The 13,845-nt window shown below is 60.7% G+C and carries 15 protein-coding genes and 1 pseudogene; 11 read left to right on the top strand and 5 right to left on the bottom strand.

The features are described from left to right. Positions 1-9 precede the first annotated feature (9 nt). From QPL96_RS15180 to QPL96_RS15170, 3 genes are read left to right on the top strand one after another with little or no spacing between them, the layout of a single operon-like run. Positions 10-1,833: a nitric oxide reductase activation protein NorD gene (locus tag QPL96_RS15180; RefSeq protein WP_303288153.1), complete on the top strand. Its 1,824-nt coding sequence runs from the start codon at positions 10-12 to the stop codon at positions 1,831-1,833. Positions 1,834-1,838: 5 nt separating this feature from the next. After that, the gene (locus tag QPL96_RS15175; RefSeq protein WP_303288152.1) at positions 1,839-2,411 is read left to right on the top strand and encodes a cytochrome c oxidase subunit 3; all 573 of its coding nucleotides are present in this window, start codon (positions 1,839-1,841) and stop codon (positions 2,409-2,411) included. Positions 2,412-2,423: 12 nt separating this feature from the next. Continuing rightward, positions 2,424-2,663 (top strand): cytochrome C oxidase subunit IV family protein, encoded by a 240-nt coding sequence (locus tag QPL96_RS15170; RefSeq protein WP_303288151.1) that lies wholly within the window; start codon positions 2,424-2,426, stop codon positions 2,661-2,663. 148 nt (positions 2,664-2,811) lie between these two features. Here the strand turns inward: QPL96_RS15170 and QPL96_RS15165 are convergent, their stop codons facing one another. Genes QPL96_RS15165 through QPL96_RS15145 form a run of 5 tightly spaced genes read right to left on the bottom strand, consistent with a single transcriptional unit; the run spans position 2,812 to position 6,309 of the window. Next, the gene (locus QPL96_RS15165) at positions 2,812-3,186 is read right to left on the bottom strand and encodes a hypothetical protein (RefSeq protein ID WP_303288150.1); all 375 of its coding nucleotides are present in this window, start codon (positions 3,184-3,186) and stop codon (positions 2,812-2,814) included. Continuing rightward, positions 3,152-3,940, bottom strand: coding sequence for a CbbQ/NirQ/NorQ/GpvN family protein (locus QPL96_RS15160; protein WP_303288149.1), 789 nt, complete (start codon positions 3,938-3,940; stop codon positions 3,152-3,154). The genes QPL96_RS15165 and QPL96_RS15160 overlap by 35 nt, the downstream gene beginning before the upstream one ends. Further along, on the bottom strand, positions 3,937-4,701 hold the full coding sequence (locus QPL96_RS15155) for a hypothetical protein (RefSeq protein WP_303288148.1): 765 nt from the start codon (positions 4,699-4,701) through the stop codon (positions 3,937-3,939). Before QPL96_RS15155 ends, QPL96_RS15160 begins: the two co-directional genes overlap by 4 nt. Next, positions 4,685-5,917, bottom strand: coding sequence for a cytochrome D1 domain-containing protein (locus tag QPL96_RS15150; protein ID WP_303288147.1), 1,233 nt, complete (start codon positions 5,915-5,917; stop codon positions 4,685-4,687). Before QPL96_RS15150 ends, QPL96_RS15155 begins: the two co-directional genes overlap by 17 nt. A gap of 26 nt (positions 5,918-5,943) precedes the next feature. Beyond that, on the bottom strand, positions 5,944-6,309 hold the full coding sequence (locus tag QPL96_RS15145) for a cytochrome c (RefSeq protein ID WP_303288146.1): 366 nt from the start codon (positions 6,307-6,309) through the stop codon (positions 5,944-5,946). Between the two features lie 215 nt (positions 6,310-6,524). On the opposite strand from QPL96_RS15145, the gene QPL96_RS15140 reads away from it, so the two are divergent. The 8 genes and pseudogenes from QPL96_RS15140 to QPL96_RS15105 all read left to right on the top strand — a co-directional run bounded on the left by QPL96_RS15140 (position 6,525) and on the right by QPL96_RS15105 (position 13,816). Next, entirely contained in the window at positions 6,525-8,249 is a 1,725-nt protein-coding gene (locus QPL96_RS15140; protein WP_303288145.1) for a nitrite reductase, read from the top strand. Between the two features lie 27 nt (positions 8,250-8,276). After that, positions 8,277-8,741 (top strand): AsnC family transcriptional regulator, encoded by a 465-nt coding sequence (locus QPL96_RS15135; protein WP_303288144.1) that lies wholly within the window; start codon positions 8,277-8,279, stop codon positions 8,739-8,741. Positions 8,742-8,782: 41 nt separating this feature from the next. Continuing rightward, a complete protein-coding gene (locus QPL96_RS15130) occupies positions 8,783-9,283 on the top strand; it encodes an AsnC family protein (protein WP_303288191.1) in 501 nt (166 codons plus the stop codon). After that, positions 9,267-9,749 carry an Lrp/AsnC family transcriptional regulator gene (locus QPL96_RS15125; protein WP_303288143.1) on the top strand — a complete coding sequence of 161 codons (483 nt, stop codon included), beginning with the start codon at positions 9,267-9,269 and terminating at the stop codon, positions 9,747-9,749. Before QPL96_RS15130 ends, QPL96_RS15125 begins: the two co-directional genes overlap by 17 nt. Continuing rightward, entirely contained in the window at positions 9,724-10,239 is a 516-nt protein-coding gene (locus tag QPL96_RS15120) for an Lrp/AsnC family transcriptional regulator (RefSeq protein ID WP_303288142.1), read from the top strand. The genes QPL96_RS15125 and QPL96_RS15120 overlap by 26 nt, the downstream gene beginning before the upstream one ends. A 13-nt stretch (positions 10,240-10,252) precedes the next feature. After that, on the top strand, positions 10,253-11,449 hold the full coding sequence (gene nirJ / locus QPL96_RS15115; protein WP_303288141.1) for a heme d1 biosynthesis radical SAM protein NirJ: 1,197 nt from the start codon (positions 10,253-10,255) through the stop codon (positions 11,447-11,449). Between the two features lie 77 nt (positions 11,450-11,526). Then, positions 11,527-12,318, top strand: a pseudogene (gene cobA, locus QPL96_RS15110) (uroporphyrinogen-III C-methyltransferase); the annotation flags it as partial. Between the two features lies 1 nt (position 12,319). Continuing rightward, positions 12,320-13,816, top strand: coding sequence for a nitrite reductase (locus tag QPL96_RS15105; protein ID WP_303288139.1), 1,497 nt, complete (start codon positions 12,320-12,322; stop codon positions 13,814-13,816). Positions 13,817-13,845: the final 29 nt, after the last annotated feature.

Genomic DNA, 13,845 nt, shown 5'->3' with positions numbered 1-13,845 from the left:
GGGGTTGAAATGGAAGAATGGGTAGGCTTCAAGTGGCACGAGTACATCACCCGGCAGGCCATGGGGGAATTCCCCGAGCACGCGGTGCACCTGAAAGACGAGGCGCGAACCCTGGGCGTGCTGTTTCGGGCGCTGGGCGGCGACCCGGCTCTCAGCCTGGTCACCGCTGAACCCCGCCATTTCCGTACCCGACGCCGGTTTTTGCAGAAGCTGGCGGGCACCCACAAAAAATTCGAACTGGCCTGGCGGGATGAGCAAAGCCTTCGGCTACCGGAGCGCCTGGCCCTGTTTCCCTCCAAACCAGTGAACCGGGACCTCTATCTCTGGCTGGCAGCCCTGGCCTCCCTTGGTGAACTGACGGACTCCGGCTGGCTGACCGGCAACCAGGCCATGGTACAGACCTTGCTGGCCAAGTGGCCGGGGCTTGAGCCGGCTTATCAGCGCTTGGTACACCATACCCTGCAATGGCGCCCGGATCCGGCCACCCTGCCCCCAGCCGAAGGCCGCCGTGAAATGGCCATTCGCCAGGCGCTGATTGATCCTGGCAGCGTGGAATGCCTGCCGCATGGGGAGTCCGACCCCTGGCCGGTAGTGATCTGGCTTTACCCCACCCTCGCTCAGGGCAAGGTCACCGGGCAGAGCATCGGCGACGACAATCTGACCACGACACCGGGAGGTCTGGCAAAGAAACGGAAACGCCGGCGCGCCGAGCGGGTGGATGCCTTCGATAAAGACCAGGGCCTGATGCTGTTCCGCCTGGAAAGCCTGTTTTCCTGGAGCGAGTTCATTCCGGTGGACCGGGCCGGTGATGACACCCAGGAAGACGATGCCGACGCCGTGGCCGACGACATGGACATGATCTCGGTCTCCAGGGACCGGCGCGAGGCTTCCTCCGCCATCAAATTCGACCTGGATCTGCCTTCCGAGGATAACGACGATCTGCACCTGGGCCCCGGCCTCCACCTGCCGGAATGGGACTGGCGCAGTCAGAGTTATCGCGAGAAGTTCTGTTGCCTGCAGCCGATGCTCAGCAAGGATTCTATTCCGACCAGGCTGCCGGACCACCTGTCCCGATCCGCCATGAGGCTGCGCCGCCAGTTCAGCGCCCTGAAACCTATCCGGCAATGGCAACGCCGGCAAACCGAGGGCGAGGAACTGGACCTGGACGCCTGCATGGAACGGGAAGTCCAGCACCGCCGGGGCACCGGCGTCATCGACCAGAAGCTGTTTCGCCGCTGCAAACAGAACCAGCGGGACCTGGCGTGCCTGATTCTGGCGGACATATCCATGTCCACGGATACCTTTATCAACAACACCCAGCGGGTGATCGACATCGCCCGGGACGGTTTACAACTGCTCAGCGAAGCCCTGCAGGCGAGCCGCGACCCCTTTGCCATTTTTGCCTTTTCCTCACGCCGCCGGGACCATGTGCGCTTCCATCACATCAAATCGTTCGACGAGCCCTACAACGACATCAGCCGTGGTCGAATCCAGGCACTGGAGCCGGGCTATTACACCCGCATGGGGGCCGCCATACGCCAGGCCACCCGCTTGCTGCAGGGACGCCACGAACACCAGAAAATCCTGCTCCTGCTCACCGATGGCAAACCCAATGATCTGGACCTGTACGAAGGCCGATACGGCGTGGAAGACACCCGAATGGCGGTTCAGGAAGCCCACAAGGCTGGCCTGACCCCCTTCTGCGTCACCATCGACGACGACGCCAGCGAATACCTGCCCTATATCTTTGGCAGCAACCATTTCGTGGTGATCAAGGACCCGGCGCAACTGCCGCTTCAGCTCCCCAAACTCTACATGAACCTGACCCGCTGACCCCCATGCAGGCATCTGCCCCGACACACCATCACCTCCCCGGCGATCTGGCCGTCTGGTTCTTCATATTTGCGGAACTGGCCGTTTTCGGCATCCTGTTTATCGGCTTCGGCGTTGCCCGCAGCCTGGACCCGGCAACCTTCACCGCCGGCCGAGAGGTGCTGCACCCCTGGACCGGCCTGATCAACACCATCGGCCTGATCACCGCCAGCTACCTGGTAGCCGGCGCGGTCCATCGCCTGCGCCGCCGCCAGTCCGGCGTTACCCTGTTGCTCTGGGGCGCCATTGCGGCTTCCTCCATCTATACCTTCGGCAAGTTCTGGGAATACGCAGACCTCTATGGCAACGGATACAACCTGGGTACCGACACCTTTTTCATGTTCTATTTCTTCCTCACCTTCTTTCACTTTATGCACGTGGTTCTGGGCCAGATCATCCTGGTGGTACTGGCCTTGAAGGTGAGAAAAGGCGACTACAACGGCGACGACATGAACGGCATGGAGTCCGGTGCCTCCTACTGGCACATGGTGGATCTGGTGTGGCTGGTGTTATTTCCGATGCTGTACGTTCTGGCTTAAGGAGGAGAACCCATGTTATTGGTTTATATCGTCCTGATGGTTTGCACCATGACGCCAGTGATTGCCATGCAGGCAGGCGCTGATGCTTCCGTTCTGGTGTGGCTGGTTTTTGCTCTGGTGGTCGTGAAGGCGGTTCTGCTGGTCGATCATTTTATGGAAATGCGCAAGGCACCCGTTGGCTGGCGCTTTGCCGCCCAAGCATGGGTGCCCGTTGTCGTCTCAGCATTAGCCGTCTTTCATTCGGCAAACTGACCAGGCCAGATGGAGTGGTGAGGCCAGAAGAAGGGGTCAGATGAAAGCTTTCATCTGACCCCGGAGCATACCCGGGAGTTGAGCTGAACCTCGGGTCAGAGGAAGGCTTTCATCTGACCCCTTCTTCACCCACACCCTGACCCCAAATTCAGAGAAAACGCCGCGGAAAATAAGGCGGCTTGTCGCCAATCGCCTGAGCCAGTGCAATCATCCCCCACAGCACAAACGACGTATGCAGAACAATGGCCCAGACAATGGCCCCGGTCCAGAAGTTACCGGTGTTGCCGTACAACAACCAGAACACCCCCACACCGAAGAAAGTCACCGCCGCCCCGATGATCGACATATACAACGCTGCCCGGGTATGGGCCCGCCGCAACGCCGGTGCCTGCTCAGAGCGGATGAACAGCCAAACCAGCACCGCAAATCCGATAACCGGCAGGGCCAGCAGGTTCAGCAGATACCAGACCACTGGAACTACCGCACCACTACTGGCCTTCGCCTGGCCTCCCGAATACCGCATACACCACCTCCATGAGTGCGCTGACCGTTGCTTCGTCGTCCGACAATGGCTCTATCATCCCGGCACGGCAAGCCTCGCCGACCGGCACGCCGGCCCGAACCAGGTGGGCGGTGTGAATCAGCAGCCGGGTCGATGCCGCCTCTTCCAGATCGTGATCCTTCAGGTTACGAATTGATCGGGCCAGGTTGACCAGTCGTTCCGCCAGCTCCCTGTCGCAACCGGACTCCTCGATCACGATTGTCTGCTCCTCCGCCGCGCCCGGGTAATCGAAACTCATTGAGACAAAGCGCTGCCGGGTGCTCGGCTTCATTCCTTTCAGCAGGCTCTGGTACCCGGGGTTGTAGGAAACCACCAGCATGAACCCGGGCGCCGCTGTCAGCACCTCGCCGGTACGCTCGATCAGCAGTTCCCGCCGGTCGTCGGCCAGCGGGTGCAGGACTACGGTTGTGTCCTTGCGTGCTTCCACCACCTCGTCAAGGTAGCAGATACCGCCCTCGCGCACTGCCCGGGTCAATGGCCCGTCCTGCCAGTAGGTGCCTTCCGGCCCGATCAGGTGTCGGCCCACCAGGTCGGCGGCGGTCAGGTCATCATGACAGGCAACGGTGTACACCGGCCGCCCCAGTTTCTCGGCCATGTGCCGGACAAATCGGGTCTTGCCGCAGCCGGTGGGGCCCTTGATAAGCACAGGCAGACCGTTATCTGCCGCGGCCTGAAAGAGTTCGATCTCGTTGCCTGCCGGTTGGTAAAATATCATTGCATTGAATCCTTTGAGTACTGACTGTCGGGTAAGGCAAAGCCAAATACCCATTCGGGGAAGATCACAAACATCTGCGGGTCGTCTGACCGCTGTCTTCGGGCCAATGCCTGTTCACAGGCCTCTGCGGCCGGGTTCCAGCCGGCCTGCCGGAACCAGCCTGCCGCCTTAACCGGTTCACCCCGCCAGCTCACCACCAGGTTATTCCCGGTCAGAAACGGCTTCACAAATCCCAGCTCGGAAACCGCCGCATGGGTATTGTTGTGAAGCAGCAACCCCAGGGCAGAACTGTAGTCACCGGCTTCGTAGAGCCGCCCCGGCTCAGGGATGATACCTTGTTGCCTGAGCGCGGCCAGCGGCAGGCTGGCCCCCAGCGGCTCCTTGCCGGCAACCGTGGCCAGATCACGCCCCTGCAGTTCCCGGATATGCCTTACACCGGCCGTTCCTCGGGTTACCCAGACAGGAACCGGAAGCTGGCCATCCCGGTTGACCGCTTCCAGAATCGGCACCGCCCCCCCCGGAACGCCTGGCAGGAACGCCAGGGCAAGGCCTGGGGCCTCGGTATTGAACCGGACATCGGCCTCGCAGCCCTGAGTTCGCAGATAGTCTGTCAGCCGATAGCGGGCTACCCCGGTAACACTGGTCGCGGACTCGACTCCGATCAGAATCCGCGCGCCCCCGGCACTGACAGGCGTTGTAAACAACAAGCCGGCCAGCAGGATGCCAGGCAACGCCCGCCGTGATTCAAAGGCCGAGTTCATGGGCCCGGCTGGTGAAGAAGATGCCGCTGGGCTTTTCGGCACTGAGCGTTGCGACCGGCTCCAGGGTACGGGTGTTGTAAACGGTCACCCGGTTGCTGTCCCTGGCCGACACCCACACTTCCTCGCCCCGGGGCGTGAATTCCATGTGCAGAACCGCATCGCCGGGTTTGAGGGTGCGGATGATTTCCCGGGTCTGTGAATCGATCACCTGAACCACATTGTTGTCCGGGTGGGCGAAGCTCACCCAGATCCGGCGGTTGTCCGGGCTGGCCATCACGAACACCGGCTGGCCCTGTACCGGGATGCGATCCGTCAGGGACCAGTCGCTGAGGTTGGCCACCAATACCTGATGGTGACCAACGGCCGGCACAAAAGCCTGGCCGTCAGCGATGGCCCAGCCCTCCAGGTGGGGCATCTTGTACACCGGCAGCTTCTGCTCTCCCTTGCCATAATCCGGCAGAATTTCAGTCACTCCCTGGCCCGGATTCCACAGATCCAGCATCGACAGGCCGTCTTCGCCAAACAGGCCGGCAATGTAGTAACGGCCGTCCGGGGTGATCAGTGCGTCGTAAGGTGATTTGCCCGCCTCGAAGCGGGTGATTTCGGCCGAGGTATCACTCATGTCGAGGGTCCAGATTTCCCCCGCGTCGAACAGGCTGAACACAAACAGGTTTCCCGGCGCGTCCACCAGCCCGACGGTTTTTGACTGGCCAGGCTCACCGTGCCCACTGGTATAGGTGGCCGGGACATCCGCCACCAGTTCCAGGGTCTGGCTGTCAAACACCTTCACGCCACCGGGCTGATAGTTGGAGACGGCCACATAGCGGCCATCCTGGGAGATGGCACCACCAATGCTGTTACCCGACTGCATCACACGGTCGACAATGGTTCGGGTCAACAGGTCAACTTTGGTGAGGCCGCCATCCCGCCCGAATACGTAGCCGTATCGGGCGTCCCGGGAGTAGACCACTGACGCGTGGGACAGATCCCCCAAACCCGCAATTCGGCCCAGCACCTCATGGCGGGAGGTGTTGATCACCAGCACAGAGCCGGTGGCCCGCTCAATGATCAGGCCAAGATCGCCGGTGCCCATGAGCTCCGGGCGGGACTCTGGTTCTGGGCCCGCCGATCCGGGAAACGCCTGACAACCGCTCAGGCCGATGGCCAGAAGTAGTGCCAGTAACAGCTGTGCGGGCCGCTTGAATGCAGGATCCATGATTGATCATTCCTCCAGGTTGGCCCTCAGGGCGAAACCAGTGCACCGGATTTCAGCTGCTGGCTGATCCAGTGAATCTCTTCAGGGGACAACAGTGGCTTCCAGGGTGGCATGGCGGTATCCGGAACACCTTCGCGGATAATGGCGGCGATGGCCTCCACCGGAAGCTCGCCGAGATCCTCAGGCCGCAGCGGCGGGCCCAGGCCACCGCGCAGGGTGAGGCCATGACAGGAGCCACAATCCTGAACCACCAGATTGGCAAGCCGGGCCTCGTCCGCATTCCGGCCCCGGGCGTCGTCACCCATGCTCACGGCTGGCGCCGTGAGCAGACCGGACAACAGGACAGCCGAAACCAGGATCCGCCTTTGGTCTTCCCGCCAGAAACCCTTCACACGCTGCGTCCTCCCGAGTGTTGTCGGCATCGTGACGACACCCATATAACCCATCGTTGATATTGGTTAAAAGGGGTTACTAACACCAGTACTATTATGGCATACCCCTGTTAGGGTAGATGGCGGCCAAACACCATATATATGACATAAATCAAGGTTCGTCAGACTAAAGAAGCGAAACCTAGAGGGACTCTTAAATCCAAGGAGAGAACCTGATGAGAGTCACTAACCTGTTTTTCCAACCACTGGCACTGGCCGTCGCCGTTGCGTCCTTCGGCGCACTGACGGCTCATGCCGCTCCCAAGAACCCCGACCCCTCGGTTACTGCCTATGAGGGCACCGCCAGCGCGATTGATCCCGGATCCGCGAAAGTCGTTCGCACACCAGGCGCGCCCGACCTGACAGAGGCCGAATTTGAAAAAGCCAAACAGATTTTCTTTGAGCGCTGCGCCGGATGTCACGGCGTTCTGCGCAAAGGCGCAACCGGCAAACCCCTGACTCCAGATATCACTCAGGAACGGGGCATAGACTACCTGAAAGCCTTCATTACCTATGGTTCTCCGGCGGGCATGCCCAATTGGGGCACTTCCGGTGAGCTTACCGATGCTGAAATCGATCTCATGGCCAAATACCTGATGCATCAGCCACCCGAACCCCCAGAGTTCGGCCTTGCTGACATGAAGGCTACCTGGCAAGTGGTTGTGCCGCCAGAAGACCGGCCCAAGAAGCAGCTGAACGATCTGAATCTGAAAAACCTGTTCAGCGTGACTCTTCGGGATGCTGGCCAGATTGCACTCATCGATGGCGACTCCAAGGAGATCGTCGAGGTGATCGATACCGGCTACGCCGTTCACATCTCGCGGATGTCTGCTTCCGGGCGCTACGTATTCGTTATCGGCCGGGACGCCAGGATCAACATGATTGATCTTTGGATGGAGCATCCGGCGACCGTCGCCACAATCAAGGTCGGCCTTGAAGCCCGTTCCGTGGAAACCTCCAAGTACAAGGGCTACGAGGACAAGTACGCTATCGCGGGCACCTATTGGCCGCCACAGTTCGTGATCATGGATGGCCAGACCCTGGAGCCAAAGAAAATTGTCGGCACCCGGGGCATGACCGTGGACACTCAGGAATATCATCCGGAGCCACGCGTGGCTGCCATTGTTTCCTCACTTCAGCAACCGGAGTTTATTGTCAACGTTAAAGAGACTGGCAAGGTCAAGCTGGTCAATTACGAGAACCTTGACGCCGTTACAATTACCACCATCGATGCCGCCAGATTTCTGCACGACGGGGGCTGGGACAGCAGCTTGCGCTATTTCCTGACAGCCGCCAACCAGTCCGACAAAATCGCAGTGATCGATTCCAAAGAACGCGAACTCGAGGCTCTGATCGACGTTGGCAAAATCCCCCACCCCGGCCGTGGCGCCAATTTCGTGGATCCGGAGCATGGCCCGGTCTGGGCAACCAGCCACCTGGGCGATCCTACCATCCAACTGATTGGCACCGACCCCGAAGGCCATCCGGACAAGGCCTGGAAAGTGGTCAGAACCCTCAATGGCCAGGGTGGCGGCTCGCTGTTCGTCAAGACTCACCCGAAATCGAACAACCTGTGGGTCGATACCGCGCTGAATCCCGCCGAGGCGGTCAGCCAAAGCGTCGCCGTGTATAACATCGACAACCTGGACGCCGGCTATGAAGTGCTGCCGATCGCCGAATGGGCAGATCTGGGTGAAGGGCCCAAGCGCGTGGTCCAACCGGAGTACAACATTGCCGGCGACGAAGTCTGGTTCTCCGTCTGGAATGGCAAGGAACAAACCTCGGCCCTGGTGGTTGTTGATGACAAGACCCGCAAGCTGAAAAAGGTGATCAAGGACGAACGGCTGGTAACGCCTACCGGGAAGTTCAACGTCTACAACACCCAGCACGACGTCTACTGACGGGTTACGGCCCGGAGGAGAGCACTGATGAGACTGGATACCACTGACCAACAACTGATCAACCTCTTCCAGCGGGACCTGCCCGTCTGCGACAGGCCCTACAAAGCAATGTCCCGACAGCTGGGCATCGCCGAAGAGGAGGTCATTGCACGACTTCAGTCACTTCAGGACAGCCAGGTTCTCAGCCGGGTCGGACCGGTTTTTGAGCACAGCCGGGCGGGCGCGAGCCTGCTGGCTGCGGTGGCGGTACCCGACGAACAGATCGATCTGGTTGCCGCCCGGGTTAATCGTGCTCCGGGGGTGAATCACAACTACGCCCGGGAGCACACCTACAATCTCTGGTTTGTCATGACCGCGCCCGATGAAGACACCCTGGAAGAGCGGCTTGATGAACTGGAACACCAGCTCAGGCTCCCTATGCTTCGGCTACCGATGGTGGAGGCCCACCACATTGACCTGGGCTTCGATATTGACTGGGAGGCCCTGCCGTGAACCTTCACCACGCCCCGGAATATCTGGCTGTGGTGCCGGAAATCGCCGGGGCCGGGCCGGTCAGTGCCTGGGGATTGCTTCGGCTTCGGCGCCAGCTGGAACTTGGACTCCCGCTAACACCACGGCCCTATGAGACACTGGCTGAGATCACCGGGCTGTCCGAACAGGAAGTGATGACCGCCATCCGACAGTGGCAGGCCCAGGGGCTCATCAAGCGGCTCGGGCTGGTGGTCCGGCACCGGACGCTGGGTTATACCGCCAACGCCATGGTGGTCTGGGATGTCCCGGACGGTGAGGTTCAGGATCTGGGCCGCACACTGGCCCGCACATCCTTCATCACCCTGTGCTATCAGCGTCCTCGCCGACTCCCGGATTGGCCCTACAACCTGTTCTGCATGATTCACGGCATTGACCGGCAACGGGTTCTGAGTCAATTGGAAACGCTGACCGCCGATCTTGGCCTGGAACAAATCCCCCGTGCCGTGCTGTTCAGCACCAAAGCCTACCGGCAACGGGGAGGCCGTTATGTCAGCCGTGACTGAGCGCCTTCAGGCAGCTCCCGAATTCACCGAGATGGAACGGGCTGTCATTAACCGTTTGCAGACGGGGCTACCACTGGTGCACTCGCCCTATGCAGCGGTCGCCGGCGAACTTGGCATAACCGAGCAGGCGCTCCTGCATACCCTTGAAGACCTTCTGGATCGTCGCATTCTTACCCGTTTCGGCCCCATGTTCCACGCCGGAGAAATGGGTGGCGGCCTCACACTGGCCGCCATGCGAATCCCGGAGCAGGACTTTGAGGACGCCACCCGAAAGGTCAACGCCTTCGACGAGGTGGCCCACAACTACCGCCGGGAACATGAACTGAACATGTGGTTTGTTCTGGCCACGGAAGCCCCGGACGACATCGCCCGGGCAATTGCCGCCATCGAATCCGCAACCGGCTATCCCGTCTACAACATGCCGAAAGAGGAAGAGTTCCATGTCCATCTCCACTTCCCGGTCTGATCAGGATTACGTGCTCTGCGAGCTGGACCGGAAACTGATCCTGGCCACCCAGGGCGGTTTGCCCCTGGTGCCGGACCCCTGGGGCACCCTGGGCAAGGAACTGGGACTACCGGCCGACGAGGTTCTGGCCCGTTTTCAGCGCATGCAGGACGCCGGCGTTATCCGCCGGGTCGCCGCCGTGCCGGATCACTACCAACTGGGCTATCGCTTCAACGGCATGACGGTCTGGGATGTGCGCGACGACGCCATCACCGACATGGGCCGGCAGGTGGGCAAACTGCCCTTCGTCAGCCACTGCTACCGGCGCCCGCGGCACCTGCCCTACTGGCACTACAACCTGTTCGCCATGGTTCACGGCACCAGCCGTGACGAAGTCGAGGCCAAGGCTTCGCAGATTCAGTCAGTGCTTGGAGACACCTGCGAAGGCCACACCATTCTTTACAGCTCGGCCATCCTGAAAAAAACCGGTCTGCGACTGCGAAAATCATGACAGAGGAAGCACCATGTTCAGAATGACCCGCTACATCAAGAGCCTGATGAACCCGGCTCCGGTGCGCCCGGCTCCGAAACCGACCGGCCCGGTGGTGATCTGGAACCTGATCCGCCGCTGCAACCTGACCTGCAAACACTGCTATTCCATCTCCGCCGATGTGGATTTCAAGGGCGAACTGAGCACTGATGAGGTCTACACCGTGATGGACGACCTCAAGGCCTTCGGCGTACCGGTGCTGATCCTGTCCGGCGGCGAGCCGCTGATGCGCCCGGATATCTTCGACATCTCCCACCGGGCCAAAGCCATGGGTTTCTATGTCGGCCTGTCCACCAATGGCACCCTGATCACCGAAGAGAATATCCGGCAAATCGCCGAGGCCGGCTACGACTACGTGGGTATCAGCATCGACGGACTGGAACAGACCCACGACGAGTTCCGCCAGAAAAAAGGCGCCTTCGCGGCCTCCATGAAAGCGGTTGAACTGTGCAAGCAGGCGGGTATCAAGGTCGGCCTTCGCTTCACCCTCACCCAGGACAATTTTCTCCAGTTGCCAGACATGCTCAGACTGCTGGACGAACACGACATCGACAAGTTCTACCTGTCGCACCTGAACTACTCCGGCCGGGGCGGCCGCAACCGTAAGCGGGATGCCTGGTACGAGATGACCCGGGACGCCATGACCCTGCTGTTCGATCACTGCCACGACGAGCTCCGGCGCGGCATCGAACGGGAATACGTCACCGGCAACAACGATGCCGACGGCCCCTTCCTGCTGCAGTGGGCCGCGGAACACTACCCCGGCCAGGTTCCGGCCCTGGAACAACGATTGACGTACTGGGGTGGCAATGCCTCTGGCGTGAATATTTCCAATATCGACAACCTCGGCGAGGTTCATCCGGATACCTTCTGGTGGGACTACAACCTGGGCAATGTTCGCAACCAACCTTTTTCCCGGATCTGGTCCGAAGCCAGCGACCCGCTGATGACGGGTTTCCGCCAGACACCAAGGCCGGTGAAAGGCCGCTGCGCCGACTGCCGTTACCTGGCCATCTGCAACGGCAACACCCGGGTACGGGCCTACAACATTTCCGGTGATTTCTGGGAAGAGGATCCCGGCTGTTACCTCACCAATGACGAAATCGGTGTCCTTGACATGCCCCGGCGCGTCGCCGCCCCGGTTACCGAGATTCCGGTTCACAACCTCTAAGGACAAGCATCATGACAACCAGCCAAAGGAAGAAGTGCCTGGTGGAGTTCCAGCTGGCGGAACAACCCTTACGGGCCGGAGAGGTAGCCATCGTGGGAGCAGGCCCGGGAGATCCCGGCCTGCTGACCCTGCGGGCGCTGATGCTGATACAGCAGGCCGATGCCATTGTGTATGACCGCCTGGTGTCGCCCCAGATCATGGAACTGGTGAACCCGGCGGCCGAACGCATTCATGTCGGCAAGGCCAGCGGCTGCCATTACGTGCCCCAGGAAGACACCAATGAACTGCTGGTGCAGCTGGCGGTGAAGCAGCGCCGGGTGGTCCGCCTCAAGGGCGGCGATCCGTATATTTTTGGCCGCGGTGGCGAGGAGGCGGAGTTCCTGGTGGACAACCACATCGACTTTCAGGTGGTACCGGGCATCACCTCCGCCGCCGGCTGCGCCTCATACTGTGGCATACCACTGACCCACCGGGATTACTCCCAGAGCGTGACCTTCGTAACCGGCCACCGCAAGGCCGACCAGTCCCTGGAACTGAACTGGCGTGTGCTGGCTGCGCCGGGCCAGACCCGGGTATTCTACATGGGGCTCCACAATGCCCCGACCATTGTCCGCGAACTCACCGCCCATGGCCTGCCGGGGGACTGCCCTGTGGCCCTGGTGGAGCGGGGAACCACGCCGCGACAGCACATGGCGGTCACCACCCTGGCAGACCTGGAAGCGACCATTCTCCGTGAAGATTTCCAGCCCCCGACACTGATCATTGTCGGTGAGGTTGTCCGTCTTGCAGACAAACTGGCGCACCCCTCCACAGCAGGCTGGCATTGCAGCCAGAATGGGGCCGTTGCAGCCAGTGCAGGGGCCGGCTGATATGATGAACCGAAAAAACGCCCTGCTGATTCTCGCCGCCAGCCTGCTGACCCCCGCATCGCTGCAAGCCAGCCCCGCCCCGGAAACCGGGGCGCTTTACCAGCAACACTGCGCCAGTTGCCACGGCCCTGATCGCCTCGGCGGCATGGGCCCTGCCCTGCTGCCGGAAAACCTTTCCCGGCTGAAAAAACCCGAAGCCGAGAACACCATCCGCAACGGCAGGCCCGCAACCCAGATGCCGGCCTTTAACGATATCCTTGGCCGCGAATCCATTACCGCGCTGGCGGATTACATCTACCGCCCGCCCGCCAGCACACCCTCCTGGGGCCGTGCCGACATCCTTGACAGCCATTTGCTGCCCCACCCGCAAGGCACGTTACCCGATCAGCCGGTTTACCAAGCCGATATGATGAACCTGTTCCTGGTGGTGGAAATCGGTGACCACCAGGTTACCCTGCTCGACGGCGACAGGATGGAACCCATCCATCGTTTCCCGAGCCGCTACGCCCTGCATGGCGGTCCGAAGTACACCCCGGACGGCCGTTACGTCTACTTTGGGTCCCGGGACGGCTGGATCACCAAATACGACCTGTACAACCTGAAAGTGGTGGCGGAAGTGCGTGCAGGCATCAACATGCGCAATATTGCCGTCTCCGCTGACGGCAACTACGTAATGGCCGCCAACTACCTGCCCCATACCCTGGTGCTGTTCGATGCCGCCAACCTTGAACTCATGGACATCGTCCCGGTGGAAAACGATGCCGGTGAAAGCTCCCGGGTCAGCGCCGTGTACGCCGCCCCACCCCGGGACAGTTTCATCGCCGCCCTCAAGGACATTCCCGAAGCCTGGGAAATCACCCTGGAGGATGGCAAGGCCCGCATCCGCCGGATGCAAACCGACACCTGGCTGGATGACTTCTTCTTCGACCCCGGCTACGAACACCTCATCGGAGCCGCCCGAGACGGAAAACGTGGCTACGTGATCAACCTCGACACCGGCAAAAGCGTCGCCGAACTCCCTCTCCCCGGCATGCCGCACCTGGGTTCCGGCATTACCTGGGAGTACCAGGGCCGCCGCGTGATGGCCACCCCGCATTTCCGGACCGGTGCCGTTTCGATCATTGATATGGACACCTGGAAAGTCATCAAGACCCTCGAAACCGAGGGGCCGGGATTCTTCATGCGCAGCCACGAAAACTCCCGTTACGCCTGGGTGGATGTCTTCTTTGGCCCCAACAGGGACAAGGTCCACGTTATCGACAAACAAACCCTGGAAATCGTCAAAACCCTTCAGCCCGCCCCGGGCAAAGTCGCCGCCCATGTGGAATTCGACCGTTACGGTGAAAAACTCCTGCTGAGCATCTGGGACAAGGACGGCGCCGTCATCGTCTACGACGCAGACACGCTGGAGGAAGAAAAGCGCATTCCGATGAACAAACCCTCCGGCAAATACAATGTCTGGAACAAGATCAATTATGAGGAAGGGACCAGCCACTGAGGGCTTACCCTGATAGCCAGCAGGAATGA

It is taken from the genome of Marinobacter sp. SS8-8, assembly GCF_030540945.1.
In the GTDB taxonomy this organism is placed as follows: domain Bacteria; phylum Pseudomonadota; class Gammaproteobacteria; order Pseudomonadales; family Oleiphilaceae; genus Marinobacter.
Note: the sequence above shows the minus strand (reverse complement) of the source record. Positions and strands in the feature narration are given on the sequence as shown.

What these genes read in the sequence shown, in the direction of transcription:
- QPL96_RS15180 (WP_303288153.1), top strand. Translation starts at nt 10, where the DNA reads ATGGAAGAATGGGTAGGCTTCAAGTGGCACGAGTACATCACCCGGCAG.
- QPL96_RS15175 (WP_303288152.1), top strand. Translation starts at nt 1,839, where the DNA reads ATGCAGGCATCTGCCCCGACACACCATCACCTCCCCGGCGATCTGGCC.
- QPL96_RS15170 (WP_303288151.1), top strand. Translation starts at nt 2,424, where the DNA reads ATGTTATTGGTTTATATCGTCCTGATGGTTTGCACCATGACGCCAGTG.
- QPL96_RS15165 (WP_303288150.1), bottom strand. Translation starts at nt 3,186, where the DNA reads ATGCGGTATTCGGGAGGCCAGGCGAAGGCCAGTAGTGGTGCGGTAGTT.
- QPL96_RS15160 (WP_303288149.1), bottom strand. Translation starts at nt 3,940, where the DNA reads ATGATATTTTACCAACCGGCAGGCAACGAGATCGAACTCTTTCAGGCC.
- QPL96_RS15155 (WP_303288148.1), bottom strand. Translation starts at nt 4,701, where the DNA reads ATGAACTCGGCCTTTGAATCACGGCGGGCGTTGCCTGGCATCCTGCTG.
- QPL96_RS15150 (WP_303288147.1), bottom strand. Translation starts at nt 5,917, where the DNA reads ATGGATCCTGCATTCAAGCGGCCCGCACAGCTGTTACTGGCACTACTT.
- QPL96_RS15140 (WP_303288145.1), top strand. Translation starts at nt 6,525, where the DNA reads ATGAGAGTCACTAACCTGTTTTTCCAACCACTGGCACTGGCCGTCGCC.
- QPL96_RS15135 (WP_303288144.1), top strand. Translation starts at nt 8,277, where the DNA reads ATGAGACTGGATACCACTGACCAACAACTGATCAACCTCTTCCAGCGG.
- QPL96_RS15125 (WP_303288143.1), top strand. Translation starts at nt 9,267, where the DNA reads ATGTCAGCCGTGACTGAGCGCCTTCAGGCAGCTCCCGAATTCACCGAG.
- QPL96_RS15120 (WP_303288142.1), top strand. Translation starts at nt 9,724, where the DNA reads ATGTCCATCTCCACTTCCCGGTCTGATCAGGATTACGTGCTCTGCGAG.
- nirJ (WP_303288141.1), top strand. Translation starts at nt 10,253, where the DNA reads ATGTTCAGAATGACCCGCTACATCAAGAGCCTGATGAACCCGGCTCCG.
- QPL96_RS15105 (WP_303288139.1), top strand. Translation starts at nt 12,320, where the DNA reads ATGATGAACCGAAAAAACGCCCTGCTGATTCTCGCCGCCAGCCTGCTG.